The sequence below is a fragment of the Candidatus Mycobacterium wuenschmannii genome, assembly GCF_030252325.1.
Taxonomy (GTDB): domain Bacteria; phylum Actinomycetota; class Actinomycetes; order Mycobacteriales; family Mycobacteriaceae; genus Mycobacterium; species Mycobacterium wuenschmannii.
Map to the genome: position 1 here is coordinate 1530165 of NZ_CP126981.1, position 17080 is coordinate 1547244.

General features: G+C 67.6%; 17 protein-coding genes and 1 tRNA gene. 9 read left to right on the top strand and 9 right to left on the bottom strand.

Annotated features, from left to right (window positions below; genetic code table 11):
• The first annotated feature begins 76 nt into the window (after nucleotides 1-76).
• Nucleotides 77-469: a lipocalin-like domain-containing protein gene (locus PT015_RS07420; RefSeq protein WP_285189978.1), complete on the top strand. Its 393-nt coding sequence runs from the start codon at nucleotides 77-79 to the stop codon at nucleotides 467-469.
• Here PT015_RS07420 and PT015_RS07425 read toward each other — a convergent pair.
• From PT015_RS07425 to PT015_RS07450, 6 genes are all read right to left on the bottom strand, one after another.
• Entirely contained in the window at nucleotides 450-1244 is a 795-nt protein-coding gene (locus tag PT015_RS07425; RefSeq protein WP_285189980.1) for a thioesterase family protein, read from the bottom strand. The genes PT015_RS07420 and PT015_RS07425 overlap by 20 nt on opposite strands.
• A 13-nt stretch (nucleotides 1245-1257) precedes the next feature.
• Nucleotides 1258-1332: transfer RNA gene (locus PT015_RS07430), tRNA-Val, on the bottom strand.
• Between the two features lie 44 nt (nucleotides 1333-1376).
• The gene (locus PT015_RS07435) at nucleotides 1377-1838 is read right to left on the bottom strand and encodes a peroxiredoxin (RefSeq protein WP_285189981.1); all 462 of its coding nucleotides are present in this window, start codon (nucleotides 1836-1838) and stop codon (nucleotides 1377-1379) included.
• On the bottom strand, nucleotides 1838-2263 hold the full coding sequence (locus tag PT015_RS07440; protein WP_285189983.1) for a DUF3052 domain-containing protein: 426 nt from the start codon (nucleotides 2261-2263) through the stop codon (nucleotides 1838-1840). The genes PT015_RS07435 and PT015_RS07440 overlap by 1 nt, the downstream gene beginning before the upstream one ends.
• Nucleotides 2264-2373: 110 nt before the next feature.
• A complete protein-coding gene (locus PT015_RS07445) occupies nucleotides 2374-2853 on the bottom strand; it encodes a hypothetical protein (protein WP_285189985.1) in 480 nt (159 codons plus the stop codon).
• Nucleotides 2854-2867: 14 nt separating this feature from the next.
• Nucleotides 2868-3437 (bottom strand): hypothetical protein, encoded by a 570-nt coding sequence (locus PT015_RS07450; RefSeq protein WP_285189987.1) that lies wholly within the window; start codon nucleotides 3435-3437, stop codon nucleotides 2868-2870.
• A 218-nt stretch (nucleotides 3438-3655) separates the two neighbouring features.
• On the opposite strand from PT015_RS07450, the gene aceE reads away from it, so the two are divergent.
• From aceE to PT015_RS07485, 7 genes are all read left to right on the top strand, one after another.
• Nucleotides 3656-6445 (top strand): pyruvate dehydrogenase (acetyl-transferring), homodimeric type, encoded by a 2790-nt coding sequence (gene aceE / locus PT015_RS07455; RefSeq protein ID WP_285189989.1) that lies wholly within the window; start codon nucleotides 3656-3658, stop codon nucleotides 6443-6445.
• Nucleotides 6446-6485: 40 nt separating this feature from the next.
• The gene (locus PT015_RS07460) at nucleotides 6486-7784 is read left to right on the top strand and encodes a PucR family transcriptional regulator (RefSeq protein WP_285189990.1); all 1299 of its coding nucleotides are present in this window, start codon (nucleotides 6486-6488) and stop codon (nucleotides 7782-7784) included.
• 128 nt (nucleotides 7785-7912) lie between these two features.
• Nucleotides 7913-8821: an ACP S-malonyltransferase gene (locus tag PT015_RS07465; RefSeq protein WP_285189992.1), complete on the top strand. Its 909-nt coding sequence runs from the start codon at nucleotides 7913-7915 to the stop codon at nucleotides 8819-8821.
• Nucleotides 8822-8921: 100 nt separating this feature from the next.
• Entirely contained in the window at nucleotides 8922-9224 is a 303-nt protein-coding gene (acpM, locus tag PT015_RS07470; protein WP_285189994.1) for a meromycolate extension acyl carrier protein AcpM, read from the top strand.
• The gene (kasA, locus tag PT015_RS07475) at nucleotides 9221-10471 is read left to right on the top strand and encodes a 3-oxoacyl-ACP synthase KasA (protein WP_285189995.1); all 1251 of its coding nucleotides are present in this window, start codon (nucleotides 9221-9223) and stop codon (nucleotides 10469-10471) included. The genes acpM and kasA overlap by 4 nt, the downstream gene beginning before the upstream one ends.
• A 31-nt stretch (nucleotides 10472-10502) precedes the next feature.
• Nucleotides 10503-11771, top strand: coding sequence for a 3-oxoacyl-ACP synthase KasB (gene kasB / locus PT015_RS07480; RefSeq protein WP_285189996.1), 1269 nt, complete (start codon nucleotides 10503-10505; stop codon nucleotides 11769-11771).
• 40 nt (nucleotides 11772-11811) lie between these two features.
• A complete protein-coding gene (locus tag PT015_RS07485; protein WP_285189999.1) occupies nucleotides 11812-13233 on the top strand; it encodes an acyl-CoA carboxylase subunit beta in 1422 nt (473 codons plus the stop codon).
• 3 nt (nucleotides 13234-13236) lie between these two features.
• Here the strand turns inward: PT015_RS07485 and PT015_RS07490 are convergent, their stop codons facing one another.
• Complete coding sequence (locus PT015_RS07490; protein ID WP_285190001.1) at nucleotides 13237-13986, bottom strand: SDR family oxidoreductase; 750 nt, start codon at nucleotides 13984-13986, stop codon at nucleotides 13237-13239.
• Nucleotides 13987-14092: 106 nt separating this feature from the next.
• Between PT015_RS07490 and PT015_RS07495 the strand changes: the two genes are divergently transcribed.
• On the top strand, nucleotides 14093-15013 hold the full coding sequence (locus tag PT015_RS07495; RefSeq protein ID WP_285190002.1) for a LysR family transcriptional regulator: 921 nt from the start codon (nucleotides 14093-14095) through the stop codon (nucleotides 15011-15013).
• Here PT015_RS07495 and PT015_RS07500 read toward each other — a convergent pair.
• The gene (locus tag PT015_RS07500) at nucleotides 14979-16505 is read right to left on the bottom strand and encodes a glycerol-3-phosphate dehydrogenase/oxidase (protein WP_285190986.1); all 1527 of its coding nucleotides are present in this window, start codon (nucleotides 16503-16505) and stop codon (nucleotides 14979-14981) included. The two genes, PT015_RS07495 and PT015_RS07500, sit on opposite strands and share 35 nt — an antisense overlap.
• Nucleotides 16505-17068, bottom strand: coding sequence for a TetR/AcrR family transcriptional regulator (locus PT015_RS07505; protein WP_285190004.1), 564 nt, complete (start codon nucleotides 17066-17068; stop codon nucleotides 16505-16507). The genes PT015_RS07500 and PT015_RS07505 overlap by 1 nt, the downstream gene beginning before the upstream one ends.
• Between the last annotated feature and the right edge of the window lie 12 nt (nucleotides 17069-17080).

A 17080-nucleotide genomic window follows, 5' to 3' on the forward strand; every position in this document is an offset into this window, starting at 1 on the left:
GGCCGGCACTCCGAATCGCAGGACGTCACCCGAAGGCCATCTCGAGTTCAGATCGCCGGTCAGTATCGTCACGACCGTGACGTTGCGTGACGAGGTGTTGGGCGCATGGGAGCTGGTCTCGTTCGTCGCGCGCGACGCGACCACCGGCGAAGACCGCCACCCGCTCGGCATGTCACCGCGGGGATTGATTCTCTACACCGCCGACGGGCACATGTCGGCTCAGCTCGCCGACTCGGACATGGCGGGCTACATCTCTTACGGCGGACGCTTCTCGGTCGACGAAAAATCCTCGACGCTGCACCACGACGTCACGATCTCGATGCTGCCGGAGTTGTTGGCGCAGCCCCAGTTTCGGCATGCCGCCATCGACGGCGATGTGCTGACCCTGTCGGCGAGCCGGACCGACGACGCCGGCGTGACGACCGACAGTCGGCTGCAGTGGAAGCGCGCTAGCCCACTGCCCCAATGAAATTCGGGTTGGCCGCGGCCGTCGTCAGGCCGGAGCCGATCGGGCCGTGAACATCGAACAGGCTGGCGCTTCCCGTCCCGATGCCGGCGTCGCTGTAGTGGGTCAGCGCCGCCAGTCCGATGAAAGGGCCGTCGGGCAGTCTGCTCAGCGTCATCGTGTAGTCGGCGTTGATGAATCCCAGACCGTCCTCGGAGAAACCGGTCAACGATGCGGTGACGTCGACCGCCATCGCCGCGCAGACGAACGGGCTCGGCTCCTCGCCGTCGACCAGTGCGTGGATGTGCCGAATCCAGGCGAAGCGCGGGCCCAGGTGTTGCCACGGGTTGGGACCGTCGCCGCCACCGAACGGTGCGATGAAGATCGGCGCGGAATCGTCGAACTCCACGGGCTCCTCGGGAATCGGCGGCATGGCGATGTCTGTCGTCCACGGCAGGACCGCGGGCTGCGTACTGCGCCGCAGGAACAGCGTCGACGCCCGGGCCACCACCTCGCCGCCCTGCGTCATGGTCGCGTCGATGGATTGATTGCGCCGGCCGGTGCGCAGCACATTCGCCGTGACCTCAACGGGTTCGGCAGCGACCCGGCGCAGGATGTCGACGGTGAGACGCGCGGGTACCAGGTCCGGGTCGGCCCGCTCGCCTTCGATGCTTCTGGCCAGCAGCCCACCGACCACGTGCCCGCCGAGGGTGGGACCCCAGCCGCCCTGCGCAACCTGGTTGGGAACGAAGCGGTCGCCATCGGAGACGAAGAACGGCGTCGGCGCTAAAGCGGGCATCGGACCTACTTCCTGGTGGGCGCGGACGGTATCGAACCGCCGACCGCTGGTGTGTAAAACCAGAGCTCTACCACTGAGCTACGCGCCCGTGCCGGGCAAAGATACCGTCCGTCGGCCCCGGCCCCAAAACGATCAGGCGTTCAGCGCCGCCAGCGCGTCGACCCACAGCCGCTGGTCACGGGCTTCGCCGGGTTGCTTCATCTCAGCGAACCGGACGGTCCCGGAGCGGTCGATGACGAACGTGCCGCGATTGGACACGCCGGCGTCCTCGTTGAAGACGCAGTAGGCCTGGCTGACGGCACCGTGCGGCCAGAAATCGGACAGCACCGGAAAGAGGAAGCCGCTCTGGGTGGCCCACACCTTGTGGGTCGGGGCCGGGCCGACCGAGATCGCCAGCACCGCGCGGCTGTCGTTCTCGTAATCGGGCAGATGGTCGCGAATCTCGTCCAGCTCGCCTTGGCAGATACCGGTGAACGCCAGCGGGAAGAAAACCAGCAGCACGTCCTTCGCGCCGTGAAAGGCGCTGAGGGTGACCGGCTGCCGGTTCTGGTCGTGCAGGGTGAAGTCCGGTGCGGGGCTACCCACCGGCAGCATCAGCGGCGCCCGGCCGCTTTCGACTTCGGTTGCACCAGACGGCTCGCGCTCCAGTCACCGAGGTTGACCGACGATGTCGGCATCAGGCCGGCAGTGGGCGCCGACTCGGCGATCTCGGCGGGCTGCACGTGACCGGGCTTGCCGGTCTTCGGGGTCAGCACCCAGATCACGCCGTCGTCGGCCAGCGAGGCGATCGCGTCCATCAGGGTGTCCACCAGGTCGCCGTCGTCGTCGCGCCACCACAGCAGGACCACGTCCACGACCTCGTCGGTGTCCTCGTCGAGCAACTCGCCGCCGCACGCATCTTCGACATCGGCACGGATGTCGTCGTCGACGTCCTCGTCCCAACCCCACTCCTGGACAACCTGCCCTGGTTGGATGCCCAGCTTGCGGGCAAAGCTCGGGGCGTCATCCGCGGCCACCACCGTGCGACCTCCTTGTCAGTGCCAAACCTGTCGGTGCGGTCGATGGTCGACGCGCCGCGCGACGGAATCCATCGTCGCACAGTACGTAGCGTCGCACACATGACAACTCGTCATGAAGCCTGGCAACGCTTGACCGCTTCGTTCTTGGTGTCGGTGAGCTGAGCGGCCCGCTTGTTGAACTCATCGCGCCCGGCATGGGTCCGGATGGCACCCGCGACGTCGCGGGCCGCGTCGGTGTAGGCGTTGAGCCCCTCACGGACCGACTGAGAAAGGGCCCCACGGGCCTTGTTCTCGGTGTCGTCGGCGCTGCGTTCGAGAACCTCGACGGCCGGAGCTTCGACGGCTGTGGTGTCGCGGCCCTGGTTGACCGCCTCGATGTAGGCATTCAGCCGGTCGACCGCATCGCGCGAACTGGCGGCGAAGGCCTCGCATGCGCTGCTCGACGGCGGCGCCGCGGCCGCCGACCTAGCGGCCTGCTGGCGCTTCTGCAGGTGGACGGTCGTCATGATCGCAACACCCAGCGCGACGGCGGCGACCACGATCGCGGCGACCATCGCAACCCGGCGGCGCTGGGATGGAGCACCTTCCACCGACGGCTGTCCGCCTATCTCGACGACCGAATGCAGGTCCGCTTCGCCTTGTCGACGGCGTCGCGCAACCCGTGGATCGCATCGTTGAGCACCGACGGCTCCGGGTCGGGAACAAGCTTGGTCGCTACATCGCGGGCGGCGTCGAGGTAGGCGTTCAACGAGTCGCGGAGGTCGGGCGAGAGCATGTCGTCGCCGATGTTGCCGGCCAACAGGTCCACGCTGTGGTTGAGGGCGTCCCTGGCGGACGACTCGGCGGACTCGTCGCTGGCGCCGCTGTTGTGGACGTCGATGAAGTTCTCCAACTTCTCCGTCGCGTCCTTGGCGCCCTCCGCGAACGAGATGCAGGCGTTGTTCCCCGCTCGCTTGGCCGCGCGGGCCTTCGATGTCGCCGACGAGGCCGAGATCGACTGGGCCACCGAGGTCCGGTAGGCCGGGGCCATCGCGGTGTCGGCGGTCGGAGCGCCGTCGCTGATGGTCGTGCAGCCGACCACGGCCATCAGCACGGTCGCGACGCAGCCGGCCGCCCGGCTGCCGATCCGCAGTCGCCGCGAGAACACCGGGTCAGCACGCCATCCGAACAGCACAATTTCGACGTTACCGGGTGAGCAGGACGGGCGTCGTGCCCGCGGTGCCGCGGGCGTCCCGGGCGTGTTCGCCGACGGGGTACGCGGCGCGGCGGTGGGTGCGGCACGATAGGAGCAACCCCCACAGGGGTCGCAGCATCACGACATCACCGAAGACGTCAATCCGCGACGGCTCGATCAGCCACAAGCCGGTCAGCCGCCTACAAAGGAGTAGTGCGTTGACCACCGAGTTCGTCCGCCACGATCTGGCCAAGAATCCAACCGGCACAAGCGAACCCGACCGCGTGCGGGTGATCCGCGAGGGCGTCGCGTCCTACCTGCCGGACATCGACCCGGAGGAAACCGCCGAGTGGCTGGAGTCCTTCGACGAACTCCTCGAGCGCCAGGGTCCGGCGCGGGCGCGGTATCTGATGCTGAGGCTGCTGGAGCGCGCAGGCGAGCAGCGAGTGGCGCTGCCGTCGCTGACGTCGACCGATTACGTCAACACGATCCCGACCGAGATGGAGCCCTGGTTCCCCGGTGACGAGGACGTCGAGCGTCGCTTCCGGGCCTGGATCCGGTGGAACGCCGCGATCATGGTGCACCGCGCCCAGCGTCCGGGAGTCGGTGTGGGCGGCCACATTTCGACCTACGCGTCGTCGGCGGCGCTCTACGAGGTCGGGTTCAACCACTTTTTCCGCGGCAAGAGCCATCCCGGTGGTGGCGATCAGGTCTTCATCCAGGGCCACGCCTCCCCGGGCATTTACGCCCGCGCGTTCCTCGAGGGCCGACTGTCGGCCGACCAGTTGGACGGCTTCCGGCAGGAGCACAGTCATCCCGGCGGCGGGCTGCCGTCGTATCCGCACCCGCGGTTGATGCCGAACTTCTGGGAGTTCCCGACGGTGTCGATGGGCCTGGGCCCCATGAACGCGATCTATCAGGCCCGGTTCAACCACTACCTGCACGACCGCGGCCTCAAGGACACCTCCGACCAGCACGTGTGGGCGTTCCTCGGCGACGGCGAGATGGACGAGCCGGAGAGCCGCGGCCTCATCCAGGTGGCCGCCAACGAGGCCTTGGACAACCTGACGTTCGTGATCAACTGCAATCTGCAGCGTCTTGATGGCCCGGTGCGCGGCAACGGCAAGATCATCCAGGAGCTGGAGTCGTTCTTCCGGGGCGCCGGCTGGAACGTCATCAAGGTGGTGTGGGGTCGCGAATGGGACGCGTTGCTGCACGCCGACCGGGACGGCGCGCTGGTGAACCTGATGAACACCACGCCCGACGGTGACTATCAGACCTATAAGGCCAACGACGGCGCCTACGTCCGCGACCATTTCTTCGGCCGCGACCCTCGTACCAAGGCGCTCGTCGAGCCGATGACCGACGCCGAGATCTGGAATCTGAAGCGCGGCGGCCACGACTACCGCAAGGTGTACGCCGCCTACCGCGCCGCCGTCGATCATCACGGTCAGCCGACGGTGATCCTGGCCAAGACCATCAAGGGCTACTCGCTGGGTGCCCACTTCCAGGGCCGCAACGCCACCCACCAGATGAAAAAGCTTGCGCTGCAAGACCTCAAGGACTTCCGCGATGCGATCCGGATTCCGATCACCGATGAGCAACTCGAGCAGGATCCCTACCTGCCGCCGTACTACCACCCCGGCCCCGAGGCGCCGGAGATCCGCTACCTGCTCGAACGTCGCCATGCGCTCGGCGGTTTCGTGCCCGACCGGCGTACCAAGACCAAGACCCTGCGACTGCCCGGCCGCGACATCTATGCGCCGCTGAAGAAGGGGTCGGGCCACCAGGAGGTCGCCACCACGATGGCGACCGTCCGCACGTTCAAGGAACTGTTGCGGGACAAAGAAATTGGTGATCGGATCGTCCCGATCATCCCCGACGAGGCCCGCACGTTCGGCATGGACTCGTGGTTCCCGTCGCTGAAGATCTACAACCGCAACGGCCAGCTCTACACCGCTGTCGACGCCGAGCTCATGTTGGCCTACAAGGAATCTGAAGTCGGTCAGATCCTGCACGAGGGCATCAACGAGGCCGGCTCGTCAGCCAGTTTCATCGCGGCCGGTACGTCGTATGCGACGCACAACGAGCCGATGATCCCGATCTACATCTTCTATTCCATGTTCGGGTTCCAGCGCACCGGCGACAACCTGTGGGCCGCCGCCGACCAGATGACGCGCGGCTTCCTGTTGGGCGCCACCGCCGGTCGCACCACCCTGACCGGCGAGGGCCTGCAGCACGCGGACGGTCAGTCGCTGCTGCTCGCGGCCACCAATCCCGCTGTGCTGTCCTACGATCCGGCGTTCGCCTACGAGATCGCCCACATCATCGAGGCCGGGTTGGCGCGGATGTACGGCGAGAACGCCGAGAACGTCTTCTACTACCTGACGATCTACAACGAGCCGTACCTGCAGCCCGCGGAGCCGGAGAACTTCGACCCCGAGGGCGTGCTGCGGGGCATCTACCGCTACCAGCGGGCCGGCCAGAGCCGGACCAATTCCGCCAACATCCTGGCGTCGGGGGTGTCGATGCCCGCCGCGGTGCAGGCCGCCGAGATGCTGGCCGCCGAATGGGACGTCGCCGCCGACGTGTGGTCGGTGACGAGTTGGAGTGAGCTCAACCGCGACGGCGTCGCGATCCAGAAGCAGCGCCTGCGGCATCCGGACCAGCCCGCCGCCGAACCGTATGTGACGCAGGCGCTATCCAAGGCGACCGGCCCGTTCGTCGCGGTCTCGGACTGGATGCGCGCGGTGCCCGAGCAGATCCGGCCCTGGGTGCCGGGCAGCTACGTCACGCTGGGCACCGACGGGTTCGGCTTCTCCGACACCCGGCCGGCGGCCCGGCGTTACTTCAACACCGATGCCGAGTCGCAGGTCGTCGCGGTGCTGGAGGCGCTGGCCCGCGACGGGGAGATCGACCCATCGGTGCCGGTCGCGGCCGCGCGGCAGTACCGCATCGACGACGTCCAAGCCGCGCAGGTGTCCTACGTCGACACCGGCAGCGCCTGAGTTGGCGAAATCATCCATAAAAGCGGCGTAGCTTTTAGGGATGGCTGACAAGCAGTTTCCGACGCCCCGCACGACGCTGGACCTGCTGGACAGCGTCCCGGAGTCGCTGCTGCGCAGGTTGAAGCAGTATTCCGGCCGATTCTCCACCGAGGCGGTCAGCGCCATGCAGGACCGGCTGCCGTTCTTCGCGGAACTCGAGGCCTCGCAGCGGGCCAGCCTGGCGCTGGTGGTGCAGACCGCCGTCGCGAACTTCGTCGAGTGGATGACCGACCCGAGCAGCAATGTCAACTACACCGCCAAGGCGTTCGAGCTGATGCCGCAGGACCTGACGCAGCGCATGCCGCTGCGGCACTCGGTCGACATGATCCGCGTGACCCTGGAGTTCTTCGAGGAGGTCGCCCCGCTGCTGGCCCGGTCCGACGAGCAGTTGACCGCGTTGACGGTCGGGATCCTCAAGTACAGCCGCGACCTGGCCTTCAGCGCCGCGACGGCGTACGCCGACGCCGCCGAGGCGCGCGGCACGTGGGACAGCCGAATGGAGGCGACCGTCGTCGACGCGGTGGTGCGCGGCGACACCGGACCGGAGCTGTTGTCCCGCGCCGCGGCGCTGAACTGGGACACCACCGCGCCGGCGACTGTCGTGGTGGGGACGCCGGCGCCGGGCCGTGAAACCCACGCCAGCCAGGACGTCCGGGACATCGCCGCCCGGCACGGTCGCGCCGCGCTCACCGATGTGCACGGGACCTACCTGGTTGCCATCGTGTCCGGTCAGCTGACGCCGACCGAGAAGGTCTTCGGTGCCCTGCTGGATGCCTTTTCCGATGGGCCGGTGGTGATAGGGCCGACGGCGCCGATGCTGACGGCGGCCTACCACAGCGCCAGCGAAGCCATCTCCGGCATGAACGCGGTGGCCGGTTGGCGGGGAGCGCCACGGCCCGTGTTGGCGCGCGAATTGCTCCCCGAACGGGCGCTGATGGGCGACGCGGCGGCGATCGCGGCGCTGCACACCGACGTGATGCGACCGCTCGGCGACGCCGGTCCGACCCTCACCGAGACCCTGGACGCCTACCTGGATTGTGGCGGCGCGATCGAGGCTTGTGCCCGCAAGTTGTTCGTTCATCCAAACACCGTCCGCTACCGACTGCGCCGCATCGCCGACTTCACCGGGCGCGATCCGACGCTGCCGCGCGACGCCTACGTCCTCCGGGTTGCCGCGACCGTCGGACACCTCGCCTACCAGGCACAGCAGTCCAGCACTGCCGGCAACATCGTGACGCCCGTCACGCGTCGAATCGAAAAGGACCTGGTCGCGCCGTCGGGCACGGCCGAAGCCGGGTAACAGATTGCGGCGGGATATCGAACACGTCGCATCGCGTGCCTTTTTGTGGAGTTTCCACAAAAACATAAGACAAGGTTCATAATCCTTTACACGGCGCAAAGACGTCTTCACAGTGTTCCCTTAATAACGTGATTGCGTTGCTCGCGCCCGGACAAGGGTCGCAGACCGAGGGGATGCTGTCGCCGTGGCTGGAATTGCCGGGCGCCGCAGACCGCCTGGCGTCGTGGTCGACGGCCAGCGGCCTGGACCTGGTGCGCCTCGGCACCACCGCCTCGACCGAGGAGATCACCAACACCGCGATCGCCCAGCCCCTGATCGTGGCCGCCACGCTGCTCGCGTACCAGGAGCTGACGTCGCGCGGCCTGCCCGCGGACAACGAAGTGATCGTCGCCGGCCACTCGGTCGGTGAGATCGCCGCCTACGCGATCGCCGGCGTGCTGTCCGCAGACGACGCCGTCGCGCTGGCCGCGACCCGCGGCGCCGAGATGGCCAAGGCGTGCGCCAACGAGCCCACCGGCATGTCGGCGGTGCTCGGCGGCGACGAGACCGCGGTACTCGCCCGTCTCGAACAGCTCGACCTGGTCCCGGCCAACCGCAACGCCGCCGGCCAGATCGTGGCCGCCGGCCGGCTGAGCGCGCTGGACAAGCTCGCCGAAGACCCGCCCGAGAAGGCCCGCGTGCGCGCGTTGGGCGTCGCCGGCGCGTTCCACACCGAGTTCATGGCTTCGGCCCTCGAGGGTTACAGCGCTGCGGCGCAGAACATCTCGACCTCCGAGCCGACAGCCGTCCTGCTGTCGAACCGCGACGGCCAGCCGGTGAGCTCGGCCGCCGACGCGATGGAAAAGCTTGTCGCACAACTGACCCGGCCCGTGCGCTGGGACCTGTGCTCCGAGACGCTGCGTCAGCGCAGCGTGACGGCGATTGTCGAGTTCCCACCGGCGGGAGCTCTATCCGGCATCGCCAAGCGGGAACTTCGTGGGACACCGACGCACGCCGTCAAGACCCCCGCAGACCTGGACGGTTTGGCCCAGCTCTAAACCCTTTGGCTACCAAGCCAATTCACAATCCGTCCGCCATCACAACCGCATACAACAGGTAAATCAGCAGTACACAACACATTACGAAGGGAAACACAACGTGTCCGTCAGCCAGGAAGAAATCATCGCCGGTATCGCCGAGATCATCGAAGAGGTCACCGGTATCGAGCCCTCGGAGATCACCCCGGAGAAGTCGTTCGTCGACGACCTGGACATCGACTCGCTGTCGATGGTGGAGATCGCCGTGCAGACCGAGGACAAGTACGGCGTGAAGATCCCGGACGAGGACCTTGCCGGTCTGCGCACCGTCGGTGACGTCGTCAACTACATCCAGAAGCTGGAAGAAGAGAACCCCGAGGCCGCTCAGGCGCTGCGGGCCAAGTTCGAGGCTGACAGCAAGTGACGAAGCCTTCCACTGCTAACGGCGGTTACCCCAATGTTGTGGTAACCGCCGTCGAGGCGACGACATCGATCGCGCCGGACATCGAAGGCACGTGGAAGGGTCTGCTCGCCGGAGAATCCGGCATCCGCGTGCTCGAAGACGAGTTCGTCACGAAGTGGGACCTGCCGGTGAAAATCGGCGGGCACCTCAAAGAGGCCGTCGACGACCACATGGGCCGACTGGACCTGCGACGCATGTCCTACGTCCAGCGGCTGGCCAAGCACCTCAGCGGACAGCTGTGGGAGTCGGCCGGCAGCCCCGAGGTCGACCCCGACCGCTTCGCGGTCGTGATCGGCACCGGGCTGGGTGGCGCCGAGAAGATCGTCGAGACCTACGACCTCATGAACGAGGGCGGGCCCCGCAAGGTGTCCCCGCTCGCGGTTCAGATGATCATGCCCAACGGCGCCGCCGCCGTCGTCGGCCTGCAACTCGGCGCCCGCGCCGGGGTGGTCACGCCGGTATCGGCCTGTTCGTCGGGCTCGGAGGCCATCGCACACGCATGGCGCCAGATCGTCATGGGCGACGCCGATTTCGCGGTCTGCGGTGGCGTCGAGGGCAACATCGAGGCACTGCCGATCGCGGCGTTCTCGATGATGCGCGCGATGTCGACGAACAACGAGAACCCCGAGGGCGCGTCTCGTCCGTTCGACAAGAACCGTGACGGCTTCGTGTTCGGCGAGGCCGGCGCGATGATGATCATCGAGACCGAGGAGCACGCCAAGGCCCGTGGCGCCAAGCCGCTGGCCCGGTTGATGGGTGCCGGCATCACGTCGGACGCGTTCCACATGGTGGCTCCGGCCGCCGACGGTGTTCGCGCCGGACGTGCGATGGCGCGGTCGCTGGAATTGGCGGGCTTGTCCCCCAAGGACGTCGACCACATCAACGCGCACGCCACGGCCACCCCGATCGGTGACACCGCCGAGGCCAACGCCATCCGCGTCGCGGGTGTCGAGCAGGCCGCGGTCTACGCACCCAAGGGCGCGCTCGGTCACTCCATCGGCGCCGTCGGCGCACTGGAGTCGATCCTGACGGTTCTCGCACTGCGCGATGGCGTCATTCCGCCGACACTTAACTACACCACCCCCGACCCCGAGATCGACCTGGACGTCGTTGCGGGCGAGCCGCGTTATGGCGAATACCAGTACGCCATCAACAACTCGTTCGGCTTCGGCGGACACAACGTCGCTTTGGCCTTCGGGCGGTACTGACAATTTCACGAAAGGCGCGTTCGTAGGGCCCATGACCACATCGTCAAAGTTGGCTACGGGGAACGGTTTCCCCAACGTCGTCGTCACCGGCGTCGCGATGACGACTGCCGTGGCAACGGATGCCGAAAACACGTGGAAGATGCTGCTGGACGGACAAAGCGGGATCCGTACCCTCGACGACCCGTTCGTCGAGGAGTACGACCTGCCGGTCCGCATCGGCGGTCACCTTCTCGAGGAGTTCGACACTCAGTTGAACCGCGTCGAGGCGCGGCGCATGGGTTACCTGCAGAAAATGGCCACCGTGCTGAACCGGCGGGTGTGGGAGAACGCCGGTTCGCCGGAGGTGGACACCAATCGGTTGGCGGTGTCGGTCGGCACCGGTATCGGGTCCAGCGAGGAGCTGATCTTCGCCTACGACGGCATGCGCGAGAAGGGTCTGCGCGCGGTCTCACCGCTGGTCGTGCAGATGTACATGCCCAACGCCGCGGCCGCCTCGGTCGGGCTGCAACACCAGGCCAAAGCCGGTGTGATGACCTCGATCTCGGCCTGCGCGTCCGGGTCGGAGGGCATCGCCCGCGCCTGGCAGCAGATCGTGCTCGGCGAAGCCGACATCGCGATCTGCGGCGGCGTCGAGACCAAGATCGAAGCGGTGCCGATCGCGGGCTTCGCCCAGATGCGCATCGTGTTGTCCACCAGTAACGACGACCCCGCCGGCGCCTGCCGCCCGTTCGACAAGGACCGCAACGGCTTTGTCTTCGGTGAGGCGGGCGCGCTGATGGTCATCGAGACCGAGGAACACGCAAAGGCCCGCGGCGCAAACATTTTGGCGCGGCTGATGGGCGCGAGCGTCACTTCTGACGGTTTCCACATGGTGGCGCCGGACCCCAACGGCGAGCGGGCCGGGCACGCCATCACCCGGTCGATCGAGCTCGCCGGGCTCCAGCCGTCCGACATCGACCACGTCAACGCCCACGCCACCGGAACCTCCGTCGGCGACGTGGCCGAGTCCAAGGCGATCAACCGCGCGCTCGGCGCCGGCGGCGGCAACGCGGCGGTGTACGCCCCCAAGGGCGCGCTGGGCCACTCGGTCGGCGCGGTCGGCGCGGTGGAGTCGATCCTGACCGTGCAGGCGCTGCGCGACCAAGTCATCCCGCCGACGCTGAACCTGAAGAACCTCGACCCCGAGGTCGACCTCGATGTGGTGGCGGGCGAACCGCGACGGGGCGACTTCAAGTACGCCGTCAACAATTCGTTCGGCTTCGGCGGACACAACGTGGCGCTGACCTTTGGCCGTTACTGACCCCGGATCCGCGAACAGCAATGAGACGAGGAGACCCGCGATGACGACACTGGCCCCCGAGGCAATCGACGAATCGCTCGACCCGCGCGACCCGTTGTTGCGGCTGAGCAGGTTCTTCGACAACGGCAGCATCGAGCTGCTGCACGAGCGCGACCGTTCCGGCGTGCTGGCCGCGGGCGGAACCGTCAACGGCGTGCGCACCATCGCATTTGCCACCGACGGCACCGTGATGGGTGGCGCGATGGGGCTCGAGGGCTGCACCCACATCGTCAACGCCTACGACACCGCGATCGAGGAGCAGAGCCCGATCGTGGGCATCTGGCACTCCGGCGGTGCACGACTGGCCGAGGGCGTCAAGGCGCTGCACGCCGTCGGGCTGGTGTTCGAGGCGATGATCCGGGCGTCGGGTTACGTCCCGCAGATCTCGGTGGTCGTCGGATTCGCCGCCGGCGGTGCGGCTTACGGGCCGGCGCTGACCGACGTCGTCATCATGGCGCCCGAGGGCCGCGTGTTCGTCACCGGACCCGACGTGGTTCGCAGCGTCACCGGCGAAGACGTCGACATGGCCTCCCTCGGTGGCCCCGACACCCACCACAAGAAATCCGGCGTGTGCCACATCGTCGCCGACGGCGAGGACGACGCATACGAGCGCGGCCGCCGCTTGATCGGATTGTTCTGCCAGCAGGGACATTTCGACCGCAGCAAGGCCGAGGCCGACGAGACCGACCTGCATGCGCTGCTGCCGGAGTCGCCGCGCCGCGCCTACGACGTGCACCCGCTGGTGACCGCGCTGCTCGACCACGATGTTCCGTTCGACGAGTTCCAGGCCAAGTGGGCGCCGTCGATGGTGGTCGGCCTCGGCCGCTTGTCGGGCCGCTCGGTCGGTGTGCTCGCCAACAACCCGCTGCGCCTCGGCGGCTGCCTGAACTCCGAAAGCGCCGAGAAGGCAGCACGTTTCGTGCGTCTGTGCGACGCCTTCGGCATCCCGCTGATCGTGATCGTCGACGTGCCCGGCTACCTGCCGGGCGTCGACCAGGAATGGGGCGGCGTCGTGCGACGCGGCGCCAAGCTGCTGCACGCCTTCGGTGAGGCCACCGTTCCGCGCGTCACGCTGGTAACGCGAAAGATCTACGGCGGGGCCTACATTGCGATGAACTCGCGGTCGTTGGGCGCCACCAAGGTGTTCGCCTGGCCGGACGCCGAGGTCGCCGTGATGGGCGCGAAGGCGGCCGTCGGCATCCTGCACAAGAAGAAGCTGGCCGCCGCCGCCGACCACGAGCGCGACGCGCTGCACGAGGAGCTCGCCGCCGAGCACGAGCGGATCGCCGGTGGTGTCGACAACGCCATCGAAATCGGTGTCGTCGACGAAAAGATCGACCCCGCCCACACCCGTGGCAAGGTCACCGAGGCGCTCGCCGAGGCACCGGCCCGGCGCGGGCGGCACAAGAACATTCCGCTGTAGGCCTCACCGCGTGGTGTAGCCGCCGTTGGCGAAGATGGTCTGCCCGGTCACCCAGTGGCCGTCGCCGGCCAGGAACACGACCAACGGCGCGATGTCCTCGATGAGCGTGAGCCGGTTGTCCATCGCCTGCGACTTGTGGAATGAGACCCGCTCCGGGGTCTCCTCGCCGTAGAAGAACGGCGTGTCCATTGGGCCGGGTGCCACGTTGTTCACCGAAATGCCGCGCACGCCAAACTCTTTCGACGCAGCACGGGTGAAGTGTTCGACTGGGCTTTTCGCACCGGCGTAGGTGGAGTAGCCGTCGGTGTAGGCGGCCAGCAGCGCGGTGACGATGGTGACCACCGATCCCCCGTCGTTGAGTCGCTTGCCCGCCTGCTGCAGGAAGAAGTACGCGGCCTTGGAGTTGATGTCGAACATCGAGTCGTACTCGGCCTCGGTGGTGTCGACGATCGGTTTGCGCAGCACCTTGCCGACGGTGTTGATCGCGATGTCGACCCCACCGAAGGCGTCGACCGCGGCGTCGAACAACGCGGCGACGTTCGCCGGCGTGGTCAGGTCGCCCTGGACCTTGATCGCCTTGACGCCCGCGGTTTCTACGGCGGCGACGGTCTTGTCGGCGTCGGCCTCGGTCGATGTGCTGTTGTAGTGCACCGCGACGTTGACGCCCTTGTCGGCCAGGCTCGTGCTGATCAGCCCGCCCAGGTTCTTCGCTCCGGCGGCCACGATCGCCGACTTTCCGCTGAGGTTGGTCATTGCAGTCCTCTCTGAGTGTCGCCACGAACGTAAGCGATCTAGGCACAAATAAGAAACAGTGATTGCCGAGGTTTTGACAAGCATTGTTTGTGGATAGAGTCAGCGGATGCGTGACTCCCCGGTCGATGACGGGCTCTCCGACCTGCGCCGCCTGCGACATTTCATCGCGGTCGTCGACGCGTCCGGCTTCACCCGCGCGGCCGCGCAGTTGCACCTGTCCCAGCAGGCGCTGAGCAGTTCGGTGCAGCAGCTCGAGAAGCAGGTCGGCGCAACGCTGTTGCTGCGGGCCGGCCGCCGCATCACACCGACCCCGGCCGGACAGATCCTGCTCGAAGAGGGTCGCACGTTGCTCGCCGCCGCGCGGACCATCGCGGCGCACACCCGTGCCGCAGCCGGTGAGCACCCCGACGAATTCGTCGTGGGCCACTCCCCGGCGATCAGCAACGTCGACGTCTACACGATGCTGGCACCGGCGATCGCCGCCCTGCCGGACACGTCTTTTACAGTGCTGCAACTCTTTCCGGATCAACTAGTGGCCGCGGTGCGCGACGGCTCCGTCGATCTCGGACTGCGGCGCGGGGTGGTCCCGCAGGAGTCGCTCGCAACCGGGATCGCACGCTACGACACGCTGCGGATCGCCATCCGCGGTGATCATCGCCTCGCCGATCGCACCACGCTGTCGGTCGCCGACCTCGCGGACGAGACCATCGTGCTGTGGGCACCGCCCGGCGCCTCCTACTACAGCGACTTTCTGGTAAATGTCTGTCGGCGTGCGGGTTTCGAGCCGCGATATCGGATCAGCCGGGTACAGGGCTGCCCGCCCGAAGTCGCGCCGCTGACCGACGACGGCGTCGCATTCGTCACCTCGGCCCCGGGTTCGGCGGCCGACGGCGCGGTGCGCGTTCTCGATCTCGAGGAGCCCGTGTTGGTCCCCGTCCAGGCGATGTGGCAGCCGCACACCGCTTCCGCGGCAAGGGATGCGGTCCTGACCGCTACCTCGCCAGCATCTCCTCCGCGACGCCGGTGACGCGCTCGCGATCGGCGGCGACCAGGCCGATGCGGGTACGCCGGTCGACGATGTCATCGACGGTCAGCGCGCCCTCGTGGGTGATGGCGTATTCGAATTCGGCTCGGGTGACGTCGATTCCGTCGGCCGCCGGGTCGGCGGGCCGTTCGCAGGTGGCGGCGGCCAGCACGTTGGCCGCCTCGGCGCCGTAGCGCAGCACCAGCGATTCGGGGAGGCCGGCCATCGGGGCCGTCTCCGATCCCGGGTTCGTCGGTGCGCCGACCAACGGCAGGTCGCGGGTCTGGCACGGCCCCGCATCGAGGCCGCGCAACGCAACGGCGCGGTCGAGCACATCCTGCGCCATGTGCCGGTATTCGGTGAGCTTGCCGCCGATGACGCTGACGACGCCGGACGATGATTCGACGACGGCGTGGTCGCGGGAGACGTCGGCCGTGCTTCCGGCGCCCGTGTCGATCAGCGGCCGCAGCCCCGCGTACGAGCCGACGATGTCGTCGGTGTCCAGCGTGATGCCCAGCGCGGTGTTCACCACGTCGAGCAGGAAGGTGATCTCGCCCGGCGTGGGTTGCGGCACATCGGGAATCGGCCCCGGCGACTCTTCGTCGGTCAGCCCGAGGTAGATGCGGCCGAGTTGTTCGGGCATCGCGAAAACGAAACGGTTGAGTTCACCGGGGATCGGAATCGTCAGCGCCGCAGTGGGGTTGCCGAAGGTATCGGCGTCGAAGACCAGGTGGGTACCGCGGCTCGGCCGCAACTTCAGCGAGCCATCGATCTCGCCCGCCCACACCCCGGTGGCGTTGATGACGGCCCGGGCGGCGATGTCGAATGATTCGCCGGTACGCTCGTCGGTCAGCCGCACCGAGGTACCGGTGGCATGAGATGCGCTGGTGTAGGTGAGAATTCGAGCGCCGCGCTGGGCCGCAGTCCGCGCGACGGCTGTGACCAGGCGGGCGTCGTCGATCAGCTGTCCGTCGTAGGCAAGCAGGCCGCCGTCGAGTCCGTCACGCCGCACCACCGGCGCAAGGTCGATCGCCCGACCCGCCGAAACCCGTTGCGATCCGGGCAAAACGGATGCGGGCGTGCCCGCCGTCTTGCGCAGCACGTCGCCGGCGAGAAACCCGGCGCGGACCAGCGCCCGGTTCGTCCGACTCATCGATGGCAGCAGTGGAACCAGCTGAGGCATGGCCCGAACCAGGTGAGGGGCGTTGCGGGTCATCAGGATTCCGCGCTCGACGGCGCTGCGCCGGGCGATTCCGACGTTGCCGGTGGCCAGGTAGCGCAGTCCGCCGTGCACCAGTTTGGAGCTCCACCGGCTGGTCCCGAAGGCCAGATCATGCTTCTCTACCAACACGACTCGTAGCCCCCGCGACGCCGCGTCCAGCGCGATGCCGACGCCGGTGATCCCACCCCCGATCACGACCACGTCGGTGGGAGCGCCGTCCGCCAGTGCGGTCAGGTCGGCGGTCCGGCGGGCGGCGTTGAGCGCGGCCGACATCACGCCAGGTATCCGTTCAACGAGTAGGCCAGCTCTTCGGCGAGAGCGTCGGCGTCGAGGATCGGCCGGACGATCTGGGCCGACTGGATGGTCGACTGCGTGATCAGCAGGACCATCGCCGCCATCTGCCGCGCGTCGCCGGCGCGCACGCTGCCGTCGTACTGTGCCGACCGCAGATCCTTGGCCAGCGCGTCGATCAGCATCTGCTGGCTGCTGCCCAGCCGCTGCGAGATGTAGACCAGTGCGAGTTCCGAGCTCAGCACCGCCATCACCAGCGCGTCGCCCCGCAACCGCTCGGCCACCGCCACCACCCGCTCGACGATCGCGGGGCGTCCGCGGCCCCGCACCGGCACCTCGGCCACGGTCTCGGTGATGTGGCTGGTCAACAACGCGGCCAATACCGATCGGGTATCTGGCCAGCGGCGATACACCGTCGGACGGCTCACCCCAGCCCGCCGGGCGACCTCGGCCAGCGTCACCCTCTCGACGCCGAAATCGACGACGCAACTGGCGGCGGACGCCAGGATGCGGTCGTCCACCGATGCGTTACTGATTGACAGCATGTGTAATACTGT

Bases quoted from the DNA above. Each gene is read 5' to 3' on its own strand.
- PT015_RS07425 (WP_285189980.1), bottom strand. From the start codon at position 1,244: ATGCCCGCTTTAGCGCCGACGCCGTTCTTCGTCTCCGATGGCGACCGC.
- PT015_RS07435 (WP_285189981.1), bottom strand. From the start codon at position 1,838: ATGCTGCCGGTGGGTAGCCCCGCACCGGACTTCACCCTGCACGACCAG.
- PT015_RS07460 (WP_285189990.1), top strand. From the start codon at position 6,486: ATGGCTGACAAGCAGTTTCCGACGCCCCGCACGACGCTGGACCTGCTG.
- kasB (WP_285189996.1), top strand. From the start codon at position 10,503: ATGACCACATCGTCAAAGTTGGCTACGGGGAACGGTTTCCCCAACGTC.
- PT015_RS07485 (WP_285189999.1), top strand. From the start codon at position 11,812: ATGACGACACTGGCCCCCGAGGCAATCGACGAATCGCTCGACCCGCGC.
- PT015_RS07490 (WP_285190001.1), bottom strand. From the start codon at position 13,986: ATGACCAACCTCAGCGGAAAGTCGGCGATCGTGGCCGCCGGAGCGAAG.
- PT015_RS07495 (WP_285190002.1), top strand. From the start codon at position 14,093: ATGCGTGACTCCCCGGTCGATGACGGGCTCTCCGACCTGCGCCGCCTG.
- PT015_RS07500 (WP_285190986.1), bottom strand. From the start codon at position 16,505: ATGTCGGCCGCGCTCAACGCCGCCCGCCGGACCGCCGACCTGACCGCA.
- PT015_RS07505 (WP_285190004.1), bottom strand. From the start codon at position 17,068: ATGCTGTCAATCAGTAACGCATCGGTGGACGACCGCATCCTGGCGTCC.